The sequence below is a fragment of the Limnohabitans sp. Jir61 genome, from assembly GCF_003063545.1.
Taxonomy (GTDB): domain Bacteria; phylum Pseudomonadota; class Gammaproteobacteria; order Burkholderiales; family Burkholderiaceae_C; genus Limnohabitans.
The window spans coordinates 14,883-36,029 of sequence record NZ_NESD01000004.1 but is presented as its reverse complement, the minus strand read 5'-3'; the positions used below and the strand labels follow the sequence as shown (position 1 = coordinate 36,029).

Below are 21,147 nucleotides of genomic sequence, written 5' to 3'. Positions count from 1 at the left end.
ACAGGGGTAACTTTATCAGTTTGTTCTGCGTCGTTTTTATGGGTCAAGTAAAGCGATCTTAGGTCGATACAAAAGGCAGGATGAAGAACATACTTTTAGCGCTGATGCTGTCATTCACCGCAACCTTGATAGGCTGCGGTGGGGGTGGCTCCGGCTCAGGTTCTTCGGTTGTTAGCAGTGGGCCCCAGCTCGTGGACTCATGGCCAATTTATGCCGCGCTCTCTGTGAATGGGACGTCCTATGAAAATAAAAACGATGCACGTCTTGATAGAACGCAATTAGACAAGTTTGTTTCCAATATCAGTCCGATCTCCGTGACATTTGGTGATTTTTTCCAAGAAGGTCAGTTTTCAGCCTTCGTGGTTTTCAACAATTCATCTGGACAAGCGGGTGAAGTCCATTTTCTGAGATGGAAGTCTTCGGAGTCTCGTTGGGTGGATGACAGTGACCGAATTCTGAGTCGTGCCAACAACAATGGCAGTGCCTGTGTGTCCAGTCAATATGCAATCACGACAGATTTCAATTTGGACGGAAAACCCGATGTCTACTTAGCTTGCGCGAAGACATCGCAGCCAGTTGAACAATTGCTATTTTTGAGTCAACCCAACGGGTCTTACGTCCGTCAAACATCGGGATTCATGGTGGATGGCAAATCTGCAGCAGCTTTGGATATCAATGCAGATGGCTATATGGATCTTATCGTTAGCAATTCAACCTCTAGTTCAAGTCTGCCGTATTCTGTCGGCGGAGAGCCCGAGGTTTATCTAGGCAGCGTCTCCAATGGGCATGTGACGTTCCCTGTGCAGCGCAACACAAGCAAGTTGATAGCGCGCAACCTGAATAACAATTGCACCGGCAACAATGTGCTAAGTGCGATTCCTGCCGTTGTGAACTATGTGGGAGTTGTACCGACAACAAATAACCGCAAAGATTTGATTCTGGGGTCGGATAGCTCTTTGGCTTGGTTGATGGATCTAGGTCCTGGCAGTTCTCCGCGCTATTCCGTCTGCCAAGCTAAATTGTTTGAAGGCATCATTGATGTTGCAACATTGACGGATGTTTATTCAAGCGTTGATGCTGGAGTCGCACATTTTTATCTTGCGCGTAAGTCAAGCCCACTTTCGATGCGCATCTCGAGGTTCACTCTGAACGAGAGTAGCAATCCAACAATTTTCCACGTCAAACAAGAACCGCAGCCCCAATCTGCACTGATTAGTGCGTCTTCATCAGACGGTGTGCCAGATTTATTTAAGTTAACTTCTGGCTATTTCAGAGCATATGACGCAGGTTGTACGGGTAATCGATGCAACGCCTTAAGCGTTGCGTTATCGACAATTCATTAGCGCTTTTGGTATTGCCCTGAACCAAACAAAACCTCTTTCGCTTTGTCGTCCTGCAAAGGTTTGCGCAAATCAGCTAAAACCTGTACACCACGCTGCACGGCTGGTCGAGCAGCAATCAAATCAAACCAAGCTTTGAGGTGAGGGTAGTCGGTCCAATCAATGCCTTGGTTTTGCCAGCTTCGAAGCCATGGAAAGATGGCGATGTCGGCAATGCTGTAGCTATTGCCGCCAATGAATTTACTGGTCTGCAAACGCTTATCCATCACGCCATACAAGCGTTTGGCTTCATTGGTATAGCGGTTGTAAGCGTAGTCGATCTTCTCAGGGGCGTAGATGCGAAAGTGGTGAGCTTGGCCCAGCATGGGGCCAACTCCACCCATTTGAAACATCAACCATTGCAGCACTTCAAATTTAGCGTGGTCGCTCTTGGGTAGCAGCTTGCCCGTCTTGGAAGCGAGGTACAACAAAATGGCGCCTGATTCAAACAGACTGATGGGTTTGCCACCGGGGCCGTGTGGATCGACGAGGGCCGGAATTTTGTTGTTGGGGCTGATCTTCAAAAACTCCGGCTTGAACTGGTCACCTTGACCAATGTTGACGGGGTGTGCGAGCCAGTCGCGTCCCAATCGAAAGCCACACTCCTCGAGCATGATGTGAACTTTGTGTCCATTAGGCGTAGGCCATGAATAAACGTCGATCATCTGTGTTCCTTAGCTGCCGCGTGTGATGGGCATGTCTACATGCTGTGGTGCAGTGGCGATGTGCCGCGCGAGTTCGAGTTTAGCGATGGACTGGCGGTGCACTTCATCTGGACCATCTGCCAAGCGCAACCAGCGTTGTGTGCAATAGGCGTAGGCCAATGGGAAGTCATCCGAGATGCCTGCCGCGCCATGTGCTTGAATCGCCCAATCAATGATTTGGCTGGCCATGTTGGGGGCAATCACCTTAATCATGGCAATCTCTGCGCGAGCTTCTTTGTTACCCACGGTGTCCATCATGTAAGCCGCTTTGAGGGTGAGCAAGCGCGCTTGTTCAATCTTGATGCGTGATTCTGCAATGCGCTCATGCCACACACCCTGCGCTGACAAAGGTTTGCCAAATGCAACGCGGCTGTTGAGGCGTTTGCACATCAATTCCAACGCGCGCTCTGCTGCGCCTATCGAGCGCATGCAGTGGTGAATGCGGCCTGGGCCTAAGCGGCCTTGGGCAATTTCAAAACCACGGCCTTCACCCAGCAACAGGTTTTCAACTGGCACACGCACGTTGGTGAGGGTGACTTCCATGTGGCCGTGGGGTGCGTCGTCATAGCCAAATACGCTCAAGGGGCGAATCACTTTCACGCCCGGTGTGTTGGCAGGCACAACCACCATGCTTTGTTGCGCGTGCTTAGGCGCAGTGGGGTCTGTCTTGCCCATCACGATGTAAACGGCACAGCGTGGATCTCCTGCGCCTGAGCTCCACCACTTGGTTCCGTTGATGACGTATTCATTACCTTCGCGCACGATGCTGCATTGGATGTTCGTGGCGTCTGAAGATGCTACGGCTGGTTCGGTCATCAAAAAGGCAGAGCGAATATCGCCGCGCAGCAAAGGCTCAAGCCATTGCACCTTCAGTGCTTCGCTGGCATAGCGCTCGAAGGTTTCCATGTTGCCCGTATCGGGAGCGGAGGAGTTGAACACTTCGGCGGCAAAAGGTACTCGACCCATGATTTCGCACAAGGGGGCGTATTCCAAGTTGCTCAAACCATCGGGTACGCGTGGGCTGTGTGGGATGAATAAATTCCACAAACCTGCGGCACGCGCTTTGGGCTTGAGTTCTTCCACCAACTCGGTGGGAATCCATGCATTTCCCTTGGCACGGTTGGCGGCAATTTCTTCAAAAAAGCGTTGTTCGTTGGGGTAGACGTGTTCATCCATGAAGGCCAGCAAGCGTGCTTGGAGACCTTTGACTTTGTCGCTGTAGTCGAAGTTCATTTTTATTTTCCTTGTCTTTTTTGTTTTTAGGCTCGTTGTGCAAATTTCCACGCCAACTCGGCCATGGGGCGCGCACCAGCGCCGTTGACTTTGGCTTGTTCGCTAGAGGCGGTCCCAGCTTCGACGCGCTTGGCAATGCCTTGCAAGATGGCTGCGATGCGGAACATGTTGTAGGCGAGGTAAAAGTTCCAGTCGGCTTTCAGGTCAGCGGGTGTAGCTAGGCCAGTACGGTCGCAATAGCGGTGGATGTTTTCACTTTCGCTAGGAATGCCCAGTGCGGTTATGTCCACACCGCCAATGCCCCTGAAGGTGCCTGGCGGAATATGCCAGCCCATGCACAGGTAGCTGAAGTCGGCCAGCGGGTGGCCCAGTGTGGACAGCTCCCAGTCGAGCACCGCCAGTACGCGTGGTTCGGTGGGATGAAACATCAAGTTGTCGAGGCGATAGTCGCCATGCACGATGCTCACTTTGCTGGCATCGCGTGCGCTTGCTGGCATGTGGGCCGGTAGCCAAGCCATGAGCTGGTCCATCTCGTCGATGGGCTGTGTGATGGAAGCGACGTATTGCTTGCTCCAGCGACCAATTTGACGCTCAAAGTAATTGCCGGGGCGGCCGTAGTTCTCGAGTCCTCGCTCTGCAAACTTGACTGTGTGCAAAGCGGCGATGACGCGATTCATTTCGTCATAGATCGCCGAGCGCTCGGTGTTCGCCATACTGGGTAAGGTTTGATCCCAAAGCACACGGCCTTGCACATACTCCATCACGTAGAAAGCGCGGCCAATGATGGACTCGTCTTCGCAGATGACATGCATTTGCGGTACAGGTACTTCTGTGCCGTGCAAGCCTTGCATCACTTTGAACTCGCGCTCGATAGCGTGAGCCGATGGCAGCAACTTGGTGACTGGGCCAGGTTTGGTACGCATCACATAGCTCTTGCGAGGCGTGATGAGTTGGTAAGTGGGGTTGGATTGCCCGCCCTTGAACACCTCGAGCGATATGGGACCTTCAAAGCCAGGCAGATGCTGGCTAAGCCATGCTGTGAGTGCCGCGGTGTCTAAGCTGTGAGCTATTGGCATGGGCTGGGCGTTGTGTGTGTCATCCCGGCTCATGCTTGGGCGCCTATCAGTGGTCGGCTTCGCTGATTTCTAGCAAAGCGTCGCGGTTGCGAATGACCAAGCCACCCGGCTCGATGCGAATGGCTTCTTCTCGCTCCATGGCTTTGAGTTCTTGGTTCACACGTTGGCGTGATGCACCCAAGAGTTGCGCTAATTCTTCTTGTGCTAAGTGCAAGCCAATGCGTACTTCTTGTGCATTGGTCAAGCTCTGTACGCCATAGCTGCGTGCCAAGTGCAAAAGTTGTTTGGCCAAACGCGAACGCAAGGGAAGTGTGTTGAGATCTTCCACCAAACCAAACAGCTGACGAATGCGACGGGCTTGCAAACGCAGCATGGCTTCGTAGAACTCTACGTGTTGGCTGAGAATTTTTTGAAAGTCTGCTTTGGCCACGCAAAGAATGGTGGTGTCGCCATGCGCGTAAACATCGTGTGTGCGACGGTCCCCGTCCAAAATCGCCACGTCGCCAAACCAAATGCCCGGCTCCACATAGGTGAAGGTGATTTGCTTGCCCGACAAAGAGGTAGAGCTCACGCGAACTGCGCCACGCGCACACGCCATCCACTCTTCGGCTGGATCGCCGCGAGCTGCAATCAAGTCGCTGTCTTTGCATCGTTTGACGTATGCGCATCGAAGAATGTCGTGTCTTAGTGAAGGTGAAAGAGAAGAGAACCAACGTCCTGCGTTGATTGCCTCGCGTTCTTCAATGTTAAGAATAGGATCGTCCATAGCCTGTCTTTTGTGTGACCTGAAAGTAAGAATTTGTCACTCTGGAGACCCACAGTCTGTGCAGGTCTTGAGTGGATGTTTATTTGTAGTGTGGAAATTCTTTGTTGATGAAGGCTTGGATGCCAATGCCTGCGTTCGTGTGGTGCAAGTTTTTCACAAACTGATTTCGTTCTTGTGCCAACTGCTCAGTCAGACTCTGTGTGCTGGCATCGTTGACGAGTTCTTTGATGCTGTTCATCACATTGGGCGCTTGTGCATTGATGCGCTCAGCCAGAGCCAACGCTTGTGGCAGAGCATGACCACTGTCCACCATGCTGTTGACCACACCCAGTTCATGTAAGCGCTGTGCACTGATGCGGTCACCCAAGAGCAGCAACTCTGCGGCCAATTGACGGGGCAGTGCGTGTGTCAAGCTCCAGCTCGCACCTGCATCAGGTGACAAACCTAAATTGCTGTAAGCCATCGCAAACACACTGTTATTTGCGGCGATGATGAGGTCGCACATCAAAGCCAATGAAAAACCAGTGCCTACCGCAGCACCTTCAACCGCCGCAATGACGGGTTTGGGGAAGGTGCGAATGGCTTCTATCCAGTTGTGCAGGCTTTCAATTTCTTGGGCATGGGTCTCTGCGGGGTGCTCACGGTTGGCTTTGAGTCGATGCACATCGCTGCCAGCACAAAAGTGTGCACCCTCGCCCGTGATGACCACGCTGCGAATGTCGGGGTTGGTCTCAGCCACATTGAGCGCTTCAATCCCGGCGGCATACATGGCAGGCCCCATCGCGTTGCGCAGTGTCGGGTCTGACAGGGTCAAGATGAGGGTCTGACCATGGTTGGTGCTTTTGAGTTGAGCGCTCATGGTGCTTTAGCTTTCGATGTGCATCAAGCTCAAACCCAGCGCCCCCCGGCGGCGCAGCCAGGGGCTAGGGCGATAGCGTGTGTCGCCATACACGGTTTGCACATTGAACAGTACTTCTAAAATTTCGGTAGGGCCATATTTGTTGCCCATGGTCAACGGCCCCATGCTGTGGCCTAAATCGGCTGCACCTGTGGCTTCTAGTTCTTCAGGCGTACACAGGCCTTGTTGGCACATGTCGCAGGCAATGTTGATGATGTTGGCCACCACACGTTGCGTCACAAAACCACCGCTGTCACGAATCACCGTCACAGCTTTGCCATCACGGGCAAACAGGGCGTGTGCAGCATCGCGCATATCGGCACGAGTGGCAGGGCTGGTGGCCAGCACACGGCGGTGCGTGAGCTTGTCGTCAATCAACATGTCGATGCCTACGGTGCGAGCAGGATCTAAGCGCTCAACGATGGCCACCGTGGTCACGTCAAAGCCCAAAGGCGCGACGATGGACAAAGCTTGTGCTGAGGGGGATGCACCGGTTTCAATCTTGGCGCCTAAGTCTTTGAGCAATTGCAGCAGCTCGGGACGGCGCATGGCGCGTGTGGAGACCCACACCGGTGGCATTTCTGTCACGGTCGGAGCAATTGGCTCTGCTGACATTTGTGCTTCGCCATTCACGTAGGTGTAAAAACCTTCGCCACTCTTTTGACCCAACTTGCCTTTTGCGATGCGTTGCATCGCGATATTGCTGGGGCGATAGCGTGGTTCGCTCAGGTATTGTTGATAGACGGACGTCATGGCCTGATGTGCCACATCAATGCCTGCGATGTCGAGCAATTGGAAAGGGCCAAGCTTGAAGCCCGCTTGGTCGCGCAAGATGCGGTCAATCGTGGCAAAGTCGGCCACGCCTTCAGATGCAATCTGCAGCGCTTCTGTGGCGCCGCCCAAGATACCGATTGTTTGATGGATTGAATTCATGAAAAGAGAAAGGCAAGTCTTAACGACGCACCTGGAGTGCGCCAGGGTTAACGATGTTGGTGGGTGTGCCCTTGATGAAGTTCACCACGTTGTCAAAGGCGGTTCCGAAATACAGCTCATAGCTATCTTGCTCGACATAGCCGATATGAGGCGTGCAAATGCAGTTTTCTAAACGAAGCAAAGCATGACCCTGCATGATGGGTTCACTTTCAAACACATCAATGGCGGCCATGCCAGGACGTCCGCGGTTGAGACCTGTGATCAGTGCATCTGGTTCAATCAGTTCAGCACGAGAGGTGTTGACCAGTAAGGCTGTGGGTTTCATGCGGTTGAGGTCGGCCAACTTGACAATGCCGCGCGTTGCGTCGACCAAGCGTAGGTTCAAAGTCAGTACATCGGATTCTTCAAAGAAGGCCTCACGCGAAGCAGCCACATTGAGCCCATCTTTCGCTGCTCGATCTCTTGATGCTTCGCTGCCCCACATCAGCACACGCATGCCAAAGGCCTTGCCGAAACCTGCCAAAAGCTCACCAGTTTTGCCGTAACCCCAAATGCCTAGCGTCTTGCCACGTAAAACTTGACCAAGGCCAAAGTTGATGGGCATTGATCCGGCTTTGAGGCCTGATTGCTGCCAAGCACCGTGCTTGAGGTTGCTGATGTACTGAGGCAAGCGGCGCATGGCCGCCATGATGAGCGCCCACGTTAATTCGGCTGGGGCAACAGGTGAACCAAAGCCTTCTGCAACTGCAATGCCACGCTCGGTACAGGTCGCCATGTCTATGTGGCTACCCACTTTGCCAGTTTGTGAGATGAGTTTAAGTTTTGGTAATTTTTCCAGCAGCTGACGCGACAACTGAGTTCGCTCACGAATGAGAACCAAGACTTCAGCGTCTTTGAGTCGAACTGAGAGCTGGCCAACACCTTTGATGGTGTTGGTGTAGACCTTGGCTGGATAGGCTTCTAACTTGGACGCGCAAGACAGTTTGCGCACGACATCTTGGTAGTCGTCGAGGATGACAATATTCATTCCCCAATTGTGCCCTGACTCACGGGGCCTCATGCTTTGCAGATGAGGCCAATCGCAAATATCAGTGGCGATTTTCCAGCTCAGCTAAGCGGTCGAGCTCGGCACACACATCGGCCATGCGACCTGAGATGACCATTCGGCCAGCTTGGCTGCGGCTGTGTTGGGCTTCCATCACGCGGGCCACGCGTAATGGTAAAGGGCGACGAGTGCTTTGCAAGGCTTGCGCAGGCATGAAGCCGCGAACAACGTTTTGCAGAGGGTTCAAGAGGCGGTAGGCGCCAAAAAGTGCGAGGCTCATGGTCGTGTGCTTTCTTTACATCATCATGGTGTTACGGATCAGGCCGACGGCCAAACCCTCAATTTCAAAGGGTTCGCCTGGCTCGACCACAATTGTTTTGAAGTCGGGGTTTTCGGCGAGCAACTCGATGTGGCTGGCAGTTTTGCGAAAGCGCTTGACGGTCACGTCTTCGCCTAAGCGAGCCACCACGATTTGACCGTTCTTGGCGTCGCGGGTGGATTGCACGGCCAACAAGTCGCCGTCCATGATGCCGGCGTCGCGCATGGACATGCCGCGCACTCGAAGCAAGTAGTCTGGCTTGCGTTGGAACAAGCTGCTTTCCACAAAATAGGTTTGGTCCACATGCTCTTGTGCCAAGATGGGCGAACCTGCTGCTACGCGACCCACGAGTGGCAGAGAGAATCCTGAAGGTGAAGCGCTGAAACTGCTCTCTTGGTAGCTTCGTTGGTTGCCACCCTTGAGGCGAATGCCGCGTGATGTGCCGCTCACCAATTCGATGGCGCCTTTACGGGCCAAGGCCTGCAAATGTTCTTCAGCGGCGTTGGCTGACTTGAAACCAAGCTCAGCTGCAATTTCTGCGCGGGTAGGGGGCGAACCGGTGTTGGCAATGGCAGACTGGATAAGCTCCAGAATCTGTTGCTGACGGGCGGTAAGTTTTGGCATTTCAATCATCGGTTCGACTCCTGCACAATGTGTGTCTTAGGTGGTGTGACTGTTTGTACATCCAGTAACTGTATTTTTAACCAGCTTTTTGAGTTTGACAAGCCATGAATGCAAAAAAAACTAAAAAAATCGTTGTTTTAGCCACAGGCGGGACGATTGCGGGCTTGGCAAGCGATGCATCTAAGCCTCAAAACTACACAGCTGGCCAAGTGGGAGTGGCTGATTTGATGCTAGACGTTACTTATGACGGCGTTGAGTTGCTGGCCGAGCAAGTGGCACAAATTGACAGCAAAGACATGTCGTTTGCGGTGTGGCAAAGCCTGTTGGCTCGCTTGGTGCACTGGTTAGAACAAGACGATGTGCAAGGCGTGGTCATTACCCACGGCACAGACACGATTGAGGAAACTGCCTACTTTTTGCAAAGCGTGTTGCAGCCGACCAAGCCCGTGGCTATGACGTGCGCCATGTTGCCTGCCAATGCACCCGACAGCGATGGCCCAGGCAACCTCAAAGACGCTTTGGCATGGGTGCAACTACCAACGGCATCGGGCGTAACGGTGCTGTGCGCAGGGCAACTTCATGCAGGTAACGCTGTGCAAAAAAGCCATAGCCATCAGCGCAACCCGTTCACCTCGCACACGGGCGTGACGCATCCGGTCGCATTACGCGTGCCCAGCGTGGCGCAGGTGCTGGCTTGCACGCATTGGCCGCGTGTGGAGTTGGTGTTGAATCATGCAAGTGCAGATGGTCGTTTGGTGCGAGCCTTGTGCGCCCACGATGCGCCCGATGGTTGGGTGGTGGCTGGAACTGGCAATGGCACTTTGAATCATGCCTTAGAAGCTGCATTGCTGGACGCGCAAAAGCAGGGCGCACACGTCTTGCGGGCCTCGCGTTGCACACAAGGCGGCGTGCAGTCCCGTGAGGCGGATGTGTTGCCTCATGCAGGTGGCTTGACGGCTGTGCAAGCACGCGTGGCATTGTTGATGCATCTCTTGACGCAGCAAGCGTAACCAGGCGATTGATCTCACCCACAAAAAAGCCGCTCAAAAGAGCGGCTTTGCTTTGCAAGCGTGACGCTTGACGCGACTTAAGCTGCGAGAGCTTGGAACGCGCGTTCTTTGATTTCTTCCACAGTGCCCGTGCCGCTGATGGCGCGGTACTTCGGTGCTGCAGCGGCATCGGCCTTGGCCCAGCCAGAGTAGTAGTCCACCAATGGGCGGGTTTGGGCGCTGTACACGTCCAAACGCTTCTTGACGGTCTCTTCTTGGTCGTCGGCGCGTTGCACCAATGGCTCGCCTGTCTCGTCGTCTTTGCCTTCAACCTTTGGAGGGTTGAATTTGACGTGGTACGTACGGCCAGAAGCTGGGTGTGAGCGGCGGCCGCTCATGCGCTCGATGATGGCGTCAAAAGGCACGTCGATTTCCAACACGTAGTCCAGCTTCACGCCAGCGGCCTTCATGGCATCGGCTTGAGGAATGGTGCGTGGGAAACCGTCAAACAAGAAACCCTTGGCGCAGTCGTCTTGGGTGATGCGTTCTTTTACCAAGTTGATGATCAGGTCATCGCTGACCAAACCGCCTGCATCCATCACTTTTTTGGCTTCGATGCCCAGTGGTGTGCCAGCTTTCACAGCGGCGCGAAGCATGTCGCCAGTGGAGATTTGGGGAATGCCATATTTTTGGCAAATGAAGGTGGCCTGTGTACCTTTACCGGCACCGGGGGCGCCCAACAAAATCAGTCTCATGCTTGGTCCTAATGGTCTACGTTTTATTACTTAGTCGAGGATATCACGGGCTTCCCTTCGAAACCCTTACGCTGCTTAGCTCAGCAGGGCTCTCACGCGCGCTAAATCTTCTGGCGTGTCGACGCCGGGGCCGGGTGAATGTTCGGTGATATGCACCGCGATACGGTGGCCGTGCCACATGGCACGCAATTGTTCGAGCGACTCGGTCACTTCAATCGGCGCTTGCGCCAACTTGGGAAACTCGCGCAAAAAGCCAACGCGGTAACCATACAAGCCCACATGGCGCAGCGGTGCGGGATTGGGCAGGGCAGTGATGCCGCCATCACGCCACCAAGCAATCGGTGCGCGGCTGAAGTACAGCGCGGTGTTGCGCGCATCCAGCACCACCTTCACCACATTGGGGTTGGCAAAGTCTTCCAAGCTGTCAATCGCGTGTGCGAGGGTGCTCATGCTGCAGTCGCTGCGCGTTTGCAGCAGCTGGGCAGCGGCGTCAATCGAGGCTGGGTCAATCAGGGGCTCGTCGCCTTGCACGTTCACCACCACATCGCTGTCTTGTAGTTTCAGCAAATCGCAGGCTTCGGCCAAGCGGTCGCTGCCAGAAGGGTGGTCGGTACGGGTGAGCACGGCATCAACGCCGTGTGCCTGGCAGGCTGCCACGATGCGCGCGTCGTCAGCGGCCACCACCACGCGTGCCGCAGCAGACAACTTGGCACGTTGCGCCACGCGCACCACCATGGGTAAGCCTGCTATGTCAGCCAGTGGTTTGTCGGGCAAGCGCGATGAAGCCATGCGCGCTGGAATAAGAACGCAAAACGACATTTACGCGTCCAGCTCGGCGTCGGTCAGGGGGCGGGCTTCGTTTTCCAGCAACACAGGAATGCCATCGCGCACGGGGTAAGCCAAGCGTGCGCTGCGCGACACCAGCTCTTGCGTGTCGCGTTTAAATTCCAGAGGGCCTTTGGTCACTGGGCAGACCAAGAGTTCAAGCAGTTTGGTGTCCATGGGGTGATGATAACTTTGCGTTTTGGGCAGCCGCTAGATGCAAATCAATCGCGGCCAATAGTTCGGTGGGCAAGGTGGTGTGCAGCGGCACAGCCCATGCGTGTGGGTGATGCGCCCAAAGCTTGACCGCATCTTTTTCGGTGCACAGCACATCGCTTTGGCTTACGTCGATGTGCAAAGCTTGCAAATCGGCGTGATCGGGCAGGGCTTGGGTGTGCACCACATTCAGGCCTTGCTCGCGCAGCATGGCAAAAAATACCTCAGGCTTGGCAATGCCTGCCAAGGCTTGCACGGGTGTGTCCCACCAGCTGCTGAGCGAGCGTTTCGTGCCATCGGCTTGCAGTGCATAGTCAGCCAAATGGCGTTGCACCGCAAAGTCGTTTGGGCCAGCTTCGCCGCCTGTTTTCAGAACCAAGCACGGCACATCGGGGTTCAACGCTTTGCGTGGCCAAGCCTCGCGCAGCGGGCCTGCGGGCAGCATGTGCCCATTGCCCACGCCGCGTTCGTCAAATACGCACAGTTCTAAGTCGCGTGCCAGTGGGCCATGTTGCAAGCCATCGTCACACACCAGCACTTGCACATCACGGTGCAAACTCAGCAGCGCAAGACCTGCGTCCACACGGCTGTTGCCCACAAACACGGGCACTTGGCAGCTGCGCGCAATAAGCAAAGGCTCATCGCCCACGTTCAGCGATTGGCTTTTGGGCGACACCGCTAAGGTGCTGCTTGTTTTGCGGCCATAGCCACGTGACAACACGCCCACGCGCAAACCTTGTGCTTTCAAGTGGTTCACCAAGGCCATGGTGATGGGTGTTTTGCCCACACCACCCACCATCACATTGCCCACCACGATCACGGGCACTGGCAGGGTTTCTTGCTTGTAAATCCCGCGTCGATAAAGTTCGCGGCGAATGGCCACTGCACCAGCAAATAGCCAGCTAATGGGCAGCAACAAAGCCACCAGAAGCTGGCCCAACACATTGGGTGCATCGACACTGCGCCCATTCCACGCCATTACCAACGCCTGCAACAGCAACTGTTTGGGTGTCGTGGTGGGGTGGCCGCTCATGCGCGTCAGTCGGCCTTGCCGCCAGACGACTGGGCTGCGAAGGTGAGTTGGTTCAAACCATTGCGGCGCGCGGCTTCCATCACCATCATCACCGATTGGTGGCTGGCTTGCGCGTCGGCGCTGATGATGATCATGGGGCTGTCGATGCTTTGCGTGGCCTGTGCCAGTGCTTGACTCAGGCCTTGTACGTCACGCGTGTTCACCAAGTTGCGGTTCACACTGAATTGTCCTTCGCTGCTGATGGACACAATCACCTCATGTGGGCGCTCTTGCGGCGCAGCAGCATCGGCGACGGGTAAGTTCAGCTGTAGTTCCGTGAACTTGCTGTAGGTGGTCGAGAGCATCAAAAAGATCACCACCACCAACAAAATGTCAATGAACGGGATCAAGTTGATCTCGGGCTCAGGGCTCTTTTCGCGATGAAATTTCATGGCCATGGTGTGGCCCTGTTACTTCAAACGCGCACGCATGGCGAGCAAATGGCGTGCAAAACGCTCGGCATCCAGCTCTAACCCTAGAACATACGCATCCACACGGCCACGCAGGTAGCGCCAAAACATCAGGGCAGGAATGGCAATGATCAAACCAAACGCCGTGTTGTAAAGGGCGATCGAAATACCTTGAGCCAGCTGCACGGGGTTGCTCGTGCCTGGGGCTTGCGAGCCAAAAATATCAATCATGCCGATGACCGTGCCTAGCAAACCTAGCAGGGGCGCAGCAGAGGCGATGGTGGCCAAAGTCACCAAATATTTTTCTAGCTCATGCGCAGCCTTGCGGCCAGCCGACTCCATGCTCGATCGCAAGTCTTCGGCGCTGATGAGGGGCTCGTCTTTCATGGCGTGTAGGCCCGAAGCCAACACGCGGCCAAGCACTGAGTTGTCATGCAACTGTTGCATGGCTTCTTCAGAGGGCAGGTTGTCGTGTGAGGCTTTGAGAGCTTGGTCCAGCAAACCTTCGGGTGCGACCAAATGGCCGCGAAGGCTCATCATGCGTTCGATGACCAATGCCAAGGCCACGATAGAGCAGATCAAAAGGGGCCAAATCGGCCAACCAGCCGCTTGTATGATGGTGAACAAAGCCAACACTCCAGAGAAATTTTGTGTGGGTCAATTATGGCTCACCCGCCCATCCACATGATCTGTGGATAACTTTGGGGATAAGCCTTGATGCGATGCCTCTGAGCCCCCATTTATAGGGGGATTTGACAGAATGACCGAAAATTGAGCGCTTAAAAATACAACTAAATCAATGACTTACACCGAGCGCTCGTTGTTTTTGGTAGTTTTATGCATAAAACTAACAGTTATTTATTTTTGTGGATGAGTCATCAATGACAAGCTCAGAGTCTCTAGGTTTGACGCCCCGCATCTGGGCAGTTGGGGCGCTATGCCGCGCCGTTGCTGATGTCTTGGACAACCGATTTAACCCCGTGGCCGTTCGGGGCGAGATTTCTGGCTTCACACGTGCGGCCAGCGGCCATTGCTACTTCACCCTCAAGGACGCAAGCGGGCAGTTGCGTTGCGCCATGTTCAAGCGCGCCGCGCAAATGCTCGACTTTCGCCCTGTGGACGGCGAACTTGTCGAAATCAAAGGCCGTTTAGGTGTATACGAGCCGCGTGGCGAACTGCAAATGGTGGTCGAACACATGCGCCGTGCGGGGCAGGGCGCGTGGTTTGAGCAGTTCCTCAAACTCAAAGCCAAGCTCGAAGCCGAAGGCCTGTTTGACGCCGAGCGCAAACGCCCCGTTAAAACCATGCCGCGAGGCATTGGCGTGGTCACCTCCCTCGGCGCAGCCGCCTTGCACGACGTGGCCACTGCCTTGCAACGCCGTGTGCCGCACATTCCCGTGGTGCTTGCGCCGTCCTTGGTGCAAGGGCCCGACGCGCCGCCTACCTTGGTTCAAGCCTTGCAGCAGCTTGGGCAGCAGCCCGATATCGACGTCATACTGCTGGTGCGCGGCGGCGGCTCGATGGAAGACCTGTGGGCTTTTAATGACGAAAACCTCGCCCGCGCCATCGTGTCTAGCCCCGTGCCCATCATCTGTGGCGTCGGCCACGAGACCGACTTCACCATTGCCGACTTCTGCGCCGATCTGCGTGCCCCCACGCCCACCGCCGCTGCCGAAATGTGTGCCGTGCCGCAAGCCGAGTTGCTGTCAAACCTGCAGCTGTGGGGCAACGCCCTGCAATCAATAGCGCACCGCCAGCTCGACACCCAAGAGCAACGCCTTGACCGCGCCCAAGCTCGCTTAGGCCGCCCATCTGAAGGCCTGAGCACTGAAAAAATGCAGCTTTTGCGCCTGCAGCAGCGCCTAGGCCAAGCTGTACAAACGCGCACCCAGCGCTGTCATAACGAACTGGCCACACTCACCAGCGGCTTAGCCCGTGGTGTGCAACTTACCCCAGCCACCGCCCGCGAACGCCTTCACCGCGCCGCTTTGCGCCTAGAGTTGCTAGACCCCAAGCTCGTGCTGCAGCGCGGCTTTGCTTGGCTCAGCGATGCCGATGGCCAAGCCATCACCTCGGTGGCACAAACCACAGAAGGCCTAGCCTTGCAAGCAACCCTTGCTGACGGCGTGGTTGATCTACGTGTGGCAACATCGACCCAAATTTAGTTTTTACAATCCACGTTTTTACATAAGAGGACTTCATGGAACACACGCTCCCCGCATTGCCCTACGCCATCGACGCATTGGCCCCTCATTACAGCCAAGAAACCCTCGAGTTTCACCACGGCAAGCATCACAACGCCTACGTTGTGAACTTGAACAACCTGCAAAAAGGTACCGAGTTTGAAGGCATGGCGCTGGAAGAAATCATCAAGAAGTCCAGCGGCGGCATCTACAACAACTCTGCCCAAATCTGGAACCACACCTTTTTCTGGAACTGCATGAAGCCACAAGGCGGCGGCGAACCCACAGGTGCTTTGGCTGCAGCCATCAACGCCAAATTCGGCAGCTACGCCGCATTCAAAGAAGCCTTCGTCAAGAGCGCCGTGGGTAACTTCGGTTCAGGCTGGACATGGTTGGTCAAAAAGGCCGACGGTTCTGTGGACATCGTCAACATGGGCGCTGCTGGCACTCCGTTGACCACTGGCGACAAAGCCTTGTTGACTGTGGACGTGTGGGAACACGCCTACTACATCGACTACCGCAACATGCGTCCTAAGTTTGTTGAGACGTTCCTGGACCACCTGGTGAACTGGTCTTTCGCTGAAAGCAACTTCGCCTAAGTTAAGGTTTTTAAGCGGCCGTTTAGGCTGCTTAAACTACAAAGCCGCCTTGATAGGCGGCTTTTTTGTGGGCGAAGTTAGTTTGTTTTATGGCTTAAATGCCACCCCACTCAAGCGACTGCCAGCCTTCAAACCTTTTTTTGCAAACCAACCTTGATGCATTTCCAAAACAAAACGCACAGGCTTTTCTGAGCAATGCGAGTCGGTGGTTTGGGGCTTCATGTCGGCCAAGTTCACGATAGTTCCATCATCAGCCACAAAGGCAGCGGTGAGCGGCAGCAAGGTGTTCTTCATCCAAAAGCACTGCGTGGCGGGCTGTTCAAACACAAATAACATGCCTTCGTGCTGAGGCATTTCTTTGCGGTACATCAGGCCAATGCTGCGCTGGTCGGGCGTCTGCGCCACTTGCGTGTCGATTTGATACATGCCTGCTTGCAGCTTGATGCGGGGCAGGTTGGTTTGTGGTGTGTCTTGGGGCAAGGCCGAAAAAGCCAAGCCAGAAAAGAGGAGGGTAAGCAATGCGCGTTTCATGTAGGTGACTGTATCGCAAGGCAAAGCTAGCCAAGATGGGCTTTTCAGCGCTCTGGCTCGGTTGGCGCTGGCTAGAATCCAAAACGCAACTTCACACCACCACAGGAAACGCCGCACATGCCATACCAGCACATCCAAGTGCCCGCTGCAGGTCAAAAAATCACCGCCAATGCAGACGCCTCGCTGAGCGTGCCCGACCAGCCCATCATCCCCTTCATCATGGGCGACGGTGTGGGCCAAGACGTGACCCCCGTGATGCGCAAAGTGGTCGATGCAGCTGTCGCCAAAGCCTACGCTGGCAAGCGCCAAATTCAATGGATGGAGTTGTTTGCAGGTGAGAAAGCCACTCAGGTGTATGGCCCTGACGTTTGGCTGCCCGAAGAAACTGCTCAAGCCATGCGCGAGTACAAGGTGTCTATCAAAGGCCCACTCAATACACCCGTGGGCGGCGGCATTCGCTCGCTCAATGTGGCCTTGCGCCAAGCGCTCGACTTGTTTGTGTGCTTGCGCCCTGTGCAGTACTTCAAAGGCGTGCCTTCGCCTTTGAAAGAGCCCGAAAAAACCAACATGGTCATCTTCCGTGAGAACTCCGAAGACATCTATGCCGGCATCGAATATGCCGCGCAAAGCCCCGAGGCTAAAAAGCTGATCGCCTTCTTGCAAACCGAAATGGGGGCGACCACCATTCGCTTCCCCGACACATCTGCCATTGGTGTCAAGCCTGTTTCTATTGAAGGCACAGAGCGTTTCATCCGCAAAGCCATTCAATACGCCATCGACCACGATAAGCCCAGCGTCACCATCGTGCACAAGGGAAACATCATGAAGTACACCGAAGGTGGTTTCCGCGATTGGGCTTTGGCCTTGGCGCAAAAAGAGTTTGGTGCCACCCTCATTGACGGCGGCCCATGGTGTCGTTTAAAGAACCTAAAGACTGGCAAGAGCATCATCATCAAAGACGTCATTGCCGACGCCTTCTTGCAGCAAATTTTGATGCGTCCAGCCGAATACTCAGTGGTTGCTACGCTTAACCTCAATGGCGACTACATCTCTGATGCTGTGGCCGCGCAAGTGGGCGGCATTGGCATCGCACCCGGAGCCAATATGTCAGACACCGTAGCCTGTTTTGAAGCCACCCATGGCACAGCTCCCAAGTACGCAGGTAAAAACTATGTCAACCCAGGCTCCATGATCTTGTCTGCCGAGATGATGCTGCGCCACATCGGTTGGACAGAGGCCGCTGACATCATCATCAAATCGATGGAAGCCGCCATCGCCACCAAGCGTGTCACATATGACTTCGCGCGCCTCATGGACGGCGCTGAGCAGGTCAGCTGCTCTGCCTTTGGCGACGTGATGATTGAGCAGATGTAAGCGTTTTACGCTTGCTTAGTGAGTGCGTAGCGCTCGCTGTTTTTGGCCAAATCCAGAACTGACACGACGCCCATTTTTTTGAAAATCGACGCACGGTGAACTTCAATCGTGCGCGTACTGTTGCCTAAAGTTTCAGCAATTTCTCGGCTCGTTTGGTTTTCCAAAATCATGCTGTAAATTTTTCTCTCTTGCTCGGAGAGTTGTGCAACGCGTTGCTCGTAGGTTGCAACAAAGTCGTGTGTAGCTTTGATTTGGACAGATTTTTCGACAGCCGTCGTTAATTTTTGTGTCAACAAAAATGGGTCAAATGGTTTGGTCAAGAAGTCAAATGCGCCCATGTGCATGGCGTCTACTGCCATCGCCACATCGGCATGTCCTGTCACCAAAATCACAGGCCAAACGCAATCTGGGTGTTCTTTTCGCAGCAACGCCATCATGTCCATGCCAGAGAGTTTGGGCAAACGAATATCAGACACCACGCAGGTGGGTAAAAGTAGGGCTTGTGGGTTGCTTTTGACCGCCGCTAAAAACTCTTCCGCGCTTTTGTAATGCACACAGGTGAAGTTTGAGGCGGATAGCAGCATGAGCAAACTTTGCGCAAGCGCAATGTCATCTTCAATGAGCTGAATAGGGTGTTGATGCAGTGGTTCAGACATGCGTTGATTATGCGTTCAACAGCTTGGGTAAAAACAGCGAAAACGTAGCGCCACCTGCCGCGTTATTGCTCCAACGAATACGTCCACCATAGCTCTCCGCCACAGAGCGACACAAACTCAAGCCAATGCCCATACCTTCAGCTTTCGTCGTGAAAAACGACTCGAACACACTCGCGGCAGCTTCATCAGACACGCCATGGCCAAAGTCTTCCACATCAATGCGCACCCATACGCTGCCATTGCTCGACGTGTGCGTGTAAGCATTGATTTTGAGTTTGCGCGCTGCAGGGTCTACGTCCACCATGGCGTCAACACCATTGCGACTGAGGTTGAGCACCACTTGCTCAAGCAGCGCAGGGTCTATGCGTGCAAGTAAATGATCTTCACTTTGAATAAATAACTGGGTTTGATGTTCTTTGGCCGAGAGCATCAAAATTGGCTCAAGCTCTTTGAGCATGTCTTTGACGTCTACAGTCGCCATCACATTAGGCTTGCGTTTGAGGTAGTTGCGAATCGACTGTACCACTTCACCTGCACGCATCGCCTGCTGGCGAGCATTTTGCAAAGCATCTCTTAAAACAGGGTCTTCGTAGCCTTGGCTTTTCATGCGCATTTCACAGGCGGCGACATAGTTGGCAATGGTGGCCAGCGGTTGGTTGAGTTCATGGGCAAGTGCCGTTGATACCTCTCCCATGGTGCTGAGTTGGCTTTGTTTGACCAGTGCCATTTCTTGACGCGTTATGGTCTCTTGCGCCAGACGATTCTTCTTTGTTTCGAGTGCATAACGAATCAGCAACACACACAGCGTCAGTCCCAAAATAGCTAATGTGAGAGAAGTTAAGTCAAACTTAATCGTTGATGGCGTGGCGTAAGAAAACACGAGATGCGAATCATTGCCAGGCAACTCTAATGGGACTGCGACAGTTAAAACGGGGCCAAGACTTTCAGGGCGATGTTCGTTGTATGTCACTTGAACATCTGCTGGCAAGCTTATGCCAGAAGTGGGTGGTAGCCACTTGCTGACATCGATGCGAACGACCCATAAGTTCTTTTGGTTACGAGATGGAACCACCATCTCTGCATCACTGCGTCCGGTGGTCGAGTAGCTGTGGGCCCAATAAATTTTTTGTTGTTCACTGGCTCGTAAGAAGCTCAATAAAACCGAGGGTGGGAGCTGTTGCCTCGCTAAAAACGGCCAAACTTCTTTGGCAGATGTACTCTCGCGTTGCGCAATCAATACCCCTGTTTCGTCTCGCAACTCAATGTGCAAATAGCTTTTGTTTTCTTCGATGAGACGTTTGGCACGCTCGCCAAACGTAACAAAATTATTGGCATCATCACGACCTGCGATGTTGAGCAGTTGTTCTTCTTGATCATGAATTTTTTGTCGTAGTTGGGCTGTGTAACGCTGCGCTAAATCGTTTAGTTCATTGATTTTTCGCTGTTGCACAAAATCTGCAGACAACACAATGGCTGAACTCGTCAGCGCCACAGTCACGGCAACCAGCACAAAAAGCTTGGCGCTATCGTCCAAGCGTTTAGAAACATAGGTCAGGAATTTTGGAGGCTTCATGTGCCACCAAGGGTAGTCGTTATTTCAACAAGTCGGACAGTTGCTGTCCCGACGTTTTGAGCTTGGGCACGATATGCACCTGCTCGGCCGCCCACAATTTGTAGGCAAAGTCAGGGCGTGTGCAGCCCTTGGCTTCTAGATCCACCGCGGCTTCATAGCTTTTGAAGCGTGCCAGTGTTTCATTGAAATAGGTTTGTGATGCTTGGCTCACAGCCTGTGCAATCTCAGAGTTTTTTTGGTAGCGAATGCATTGTTCGCTGATACGCAACAGTGAGGGTAATGCTGAGCATGTATTCATGCTCAACGACTGTGCGCTTCGAAATTCGGCTATTGCCTTGTCAGCTATGGCTTGTTGTTCGTTGGCCATGGCCCGAGCCGCCACGATATCTTTGGCGATGAGTGCGCTCTTTGAGTAGAGCGGTGTAGCCGCCGTTGCAGATGGTTTCGTTTTGTTTGTGAATTCACATGTCTGCTCTAAACGTGCAAGGCCTGCGCGAATTTCGTTGTTCAAACCTGTTTCTGGCTCTAAAAACGCTTTAATTTTGGTCTGAAGTGTGCTGTTGGCGACAGCTGTTGGTTGGCTAATTGGTTGTGCACTGACAAAAGAAGCGCTATCTAACGTACACCCGACGAACAAAAGCGCAGAAAAAAACAACCTTGACTGCTTCTTAAAGGCAACGAAAACAGCCGGCATTTGGGCCGACTTTTCCTTTTTGTAGTGATAAGAATTAGCGCTTGTCAATTTTTCTTCTAAAAATGAGGTAATTACAACTAGCTACCGTTTTGATTAGCTTATTTTAAACCAAATTCCAGTCAGTCACACTCATGGATATCAACTTGATATAAATCAAATAGGTAGGTGCCGAAAAAAATATTTCGGGAACTACGTAGCAATTTGCTAAGTAATGTGATAAATTCCACACAACTGATAAATAACTGCCAAAAGAACCGAAATAAAAATTGTCCATGACAGAGAAGAAAAACAAATCT

General features: G+C 53.6%; 23 protein-coding genes and 1 pseudogene. 5 read left to right on the top strand and 19 right to left on the bottom strand.

Going from position 1 to position 21,147, the window contains the following annotated elements:
• Positions 1–80 precede the first annotated feature (80 nt).
• A complete protein-coding gene (locus tag B9Z35_RS11515; RefSeq protein WP_108283863.1) occupies positions 81–1,343 on the top strand; it encodes a VCBS repeat-containing protein in 1,263 nt (420 codons plus the stop codon).
• On the opposite strand, the gene B9Z35_RS11510 is transcribed toward B9Z35_RS11515, so the two are convergent.
• From B9Z35_RS11510 to lexA, 9 genes and pseudogenes are all read right to left on the bottom strand, one after another.
• The gene (locus B9Z35_RS11510) at positions 1,340–2,044 is read right to left on the bottom strand and encodes a glutathione binding-like protein (protein ID WP_108283862.1); all 705 of its coding nucleotides are present in this window, start codon (positions 2,042–2,044) and stop codon (positions 1,340–1,342) included. The two genes, B9Z35_RS11515 and B9Z35_RS11510, sit on opposite strands and share 4 nt — an antisense overlap.
• A 9-nt stretch (positions 2,045–2,053) precedes the next feature.
• Positions 2,054–3,316 carry an acyl-CoA dehydrogenase family protein gene (locus B9Z35_RS11505; protein WP_108283861.1) on the bottom strand — a complete coding sequence of 421 codons (1,263 nt, stop codon included), beginning with the start codon at positions 3,314–3,316 and terminating at the stop codon, positions 2,054–2,056.
• A gap of 26 nt (positions 3,317–3,342) precedes the next feature.
• On the bottom strand, positions 3,343–4,425 hold the full coding sequence (locus tag B9Z35_RS11500) for a phosphotransferase (protein ID WP_108283860.1): 1,083 nt from the start codon (positions 4,423–4,425) through the stop codon (positions 3,343–3,345).
• A 13-nt stretch (positions 4,426–4,438) separates the two neighbouring features.
• Positions 4,439–5,158 (bottom strand): Crp/Fnr family transcriptional regulator, encoded by a 720-nt coding sequence (locus tag B9Z35_RS11495; RefSeq protein WP_108283859.1) that lies wholly within the window; start codon positions 5,156–5,158, stop codon positions 4,439–4,441.
• A gap of 79 nt (positions 5,159–5,237) precedes the next feature.
• Complete coding sequence (locus tag B9Z35_RS11490) at positions 5,238–6,017, bottom strand: oxepin-CoA hydrolase, alternative type (protein WP_108283858.1); 780 nt, start codon at positions 6,015–6,017, stop codon at positions 5,238–5,240.
• A gap of 6 nt (positions 6,018–6,023) precedes the next feature.
• Positions 6,024–6,956: pseudogene (locus tag B9Z35_RS11485) on the bottom strand (3-hydroxyacyl-CoA dehydrogenase family protein); the annotation flags it as partial.
• 52 nt (positions 6,957–7,008) lie between these two features.
• Positions 7,009–8,016, bottom strand: coding sequence for a D-2-hydroxyacid dehydrogenase family protein (locus B9Z35_RS11480; RefSeq protein ID WP_108283856.1), 1,008 nt, complete (start codon positions 8,014–8,016; stop codon positions 7,009–7,011).
• Between the two features lie 61 nt (positions 8,017–8,077).
• Complete coding sequence (locus B9Z35_RS11475; protein WP_108283855.1) at positions 8,078–8,314, bottom strand: hypothetical protein; 237 nt, start codon at positions 8,312–8,314, stop codon at positions 8,078–8,080.
• 15 nt (positions 8,315–8,329) lie between these two features.
• On the bottom strand, positions 8,330–8,986 hold the full coding sequence (gene lexA, locus B9Z35_RS11470) for a transcriptional repressor LexA (protein ID WP_104797367.1): 657 nt from the start codon (positions 8,984–8,986) through the stop codon (positions 8,330–8,332).
• A gap of 95 nt (positions 8,987–9,081) precedes the next feature.
• Between lexA and B9Z35_RS11465 the strand changes: the two genes are divergently transcribed.
• The gene (locus B9Z35_RS11465) at positions 9,082–9,987 is read left to right on the top strand and encodes an asparaginase (RefSeq protein ID WP_108283854.1); all 906 of its coding nucleotides are present in this window, start codon (positions 9,082–9,084) and stop codon (positions 9,985–9,987) included.
• A 77-nt stretch (positions 9,988–10,064) separates the two neighbouring features.
• Here B9Z35_RS11465 and adk read toward each other — a convergent pair whose 3' ends face one another.
• The 6 genes from adk to B9Z35_RS11435 form a co-directional block, all read right to left on the bottom strand.
• Entirely contained in the window at positions 10,065–10,721 is a 657-nt protein-coding gene (gene adk / locus B9Z35_RS11460; RefSeq protein ID WP_108283853.1) for an adenylate kinase, read from the bottom strand.
• 75 nt (positions 10,722–10,796) lie between these two features.
• On the bottom strand, positions 10,797–11,540 hold the full coding sequence (gene kdsB, locus B9Z35_RS11455) for a 3-deoxy-manno-octulosonate cytidylyltransferase (protein ID WP_108283852.1): 744 nt from the start codon (positions 11,538–11,540) through the stop codon (positions 10,797–10,799).
• Positions 11,541–11,723: a Trm112 family protein gene (locus B9Z35_RS11450; protein ID WP_108283851.1), complete on the bottom strand. Its 183-nt coding sequence runs from the start codon at positions 11,721–11,723 to the stop codon at positions 11,541–11,543.
• Positions 11,704–12,792, bottom strand: coding sequence for a tetraacyldisaccharide 4'-kinase (gene lpxK, locus B9Z35_RS11445; protein WP_108283850.1), 1,089 nt, complete (start codon positions 12,790–12,792; stop codon positions 11,704–11,706). Before lpxK ends, B9Z35_RS11450 begins: the two co-directional genes overlap by 20 nt.
• Before the next feature lie 5 nt (positions 12,793–12,797).
• On the bottom strand, positions 12,798–13,223 hold the full coding sequence (locus B9Z35_RS11440; protein WP_199219819.1) for a biopolymer transporter ExbD: 426 nt from the start codon (positions 13,221–13,223) through the stop codon (positions 12,798–12,800).
• A gap of 18 nt (positions 13,224–13,241) precedes the next feature.
• Positions 13,242–13,868, bottom strand: coding sequence for a MotA/TolQ/ExbB proton channel family protein (locus B9Z35_RS11435; RefSeq protein ID WP_108284067.1), 627 nt, complete (start codon positions 13,866–13,868; stop codon positions 13,242–13,244).
• A 254-nt stretch (positions 13,869–14,122) separates the two neighbouring features.
• Between B9Z35_RS11435 and xseA the strand changes: the two genes are divergently transcribed.
• Entirely contained in the window at positions 14,123–15,406 is a 1,284-nt protein-coding gene (gene xseA / locus B9Z35_RS11430) for an exodeoxyribonuclease VII large subunit (protein ID WP_108283848.1), read from the top strand.
• Between the two features lie 35 nt (positions 15,407–15,441).
• A complete protein-coding gene (locus tag B9Z35_RS11425) occupies positions 15,442–16,023 on the top strand; it encodes a Fe-Mn family superoxide dismutase (RefSeq protein ID WP_108283847.1) in 582 nt (193 codons plus the stop codon).
• A gap of 87 nt (positions 16,024–16,110) precedes the next feature.
• On the opposite strand, the gene B9Z35_RS11420 is transcribed toward B9Z35_RS11425, so the two are convergent.
• On the bottom strand, positions 16,111–16,554 hold the full coding sequence (locus B9Z35_RS11420) for a DUF192 domain-containing protein (RefSeq protein ID WP_108283846.1): 444 nt from the start codon (positions 16,552–16,554) through the stop codon (positions 16,111–16,113).
• A 117-nt stretch (positions 16,555–16,671) separates the two neighbouring features.
• Here B9Z35_RS11420 and icd point away from each other — a divergent pair, with 117 nt between their 5' ends.
• Entirely contained in the window at positions 16,672–17,928 is a 1,257-nt protein-coding gene (gene icd / locus B9Z35_RS11415; protein ID WP_108283845.1) for an NADP-dependent isocitrate dehydrogenase, read from the top strand.
• 5 nt (positions 17,929–17,933) lie between these two features.
• On the opposite strand, the gene B9Z35_RS11410 is transcribed toward icd, so the two are convergent.
• Genes B9Z35_RS11410 through B9Z35_RS11400 form a run of 3 tightly spaced genes read right to left on the bottom strand, consistent with a single transcriptional unit; the run spans position 17,934 to position 20,899 of the window.
• Complete coding sequence (locus B9Z35_RS11410; protein ID WP_108283844.1) at positions 17,934–18,584, bottom strand: response regulator transcription factor; 651 nt, start codon at positions 18,582–18,584, stop codon at positions 17,934–17,936.
• A 7-nt stretch (positions 18,585–18,591) separates the two neighbouring features.
• Positions 18,592–20,157: a sensor histidine kinase gene (locus B9Z35_RS11405; RefSeq protein ID WP_108283843.1), complete on the bottom strand. Its 1,566-nt coding sequence runs from the start codon at positions 20,155–20,157 to the stop codon at positions 18,592–18,594.
• A 19-nt stretch (positions 20,158–20,176) separates the two neighbouring features.
• Positions 20,177–20,899, bottom strand: coding sequence for a hypothetical protein (locus tag B9Z35_RS11400; protein ID WP_146178990.1), 723 nt, complete (start codon positions 20,897–20,899; stop codon positions 20,177–20,179).
• Positions 20,900–21,147: the final 248 nt, after the last annotated feature.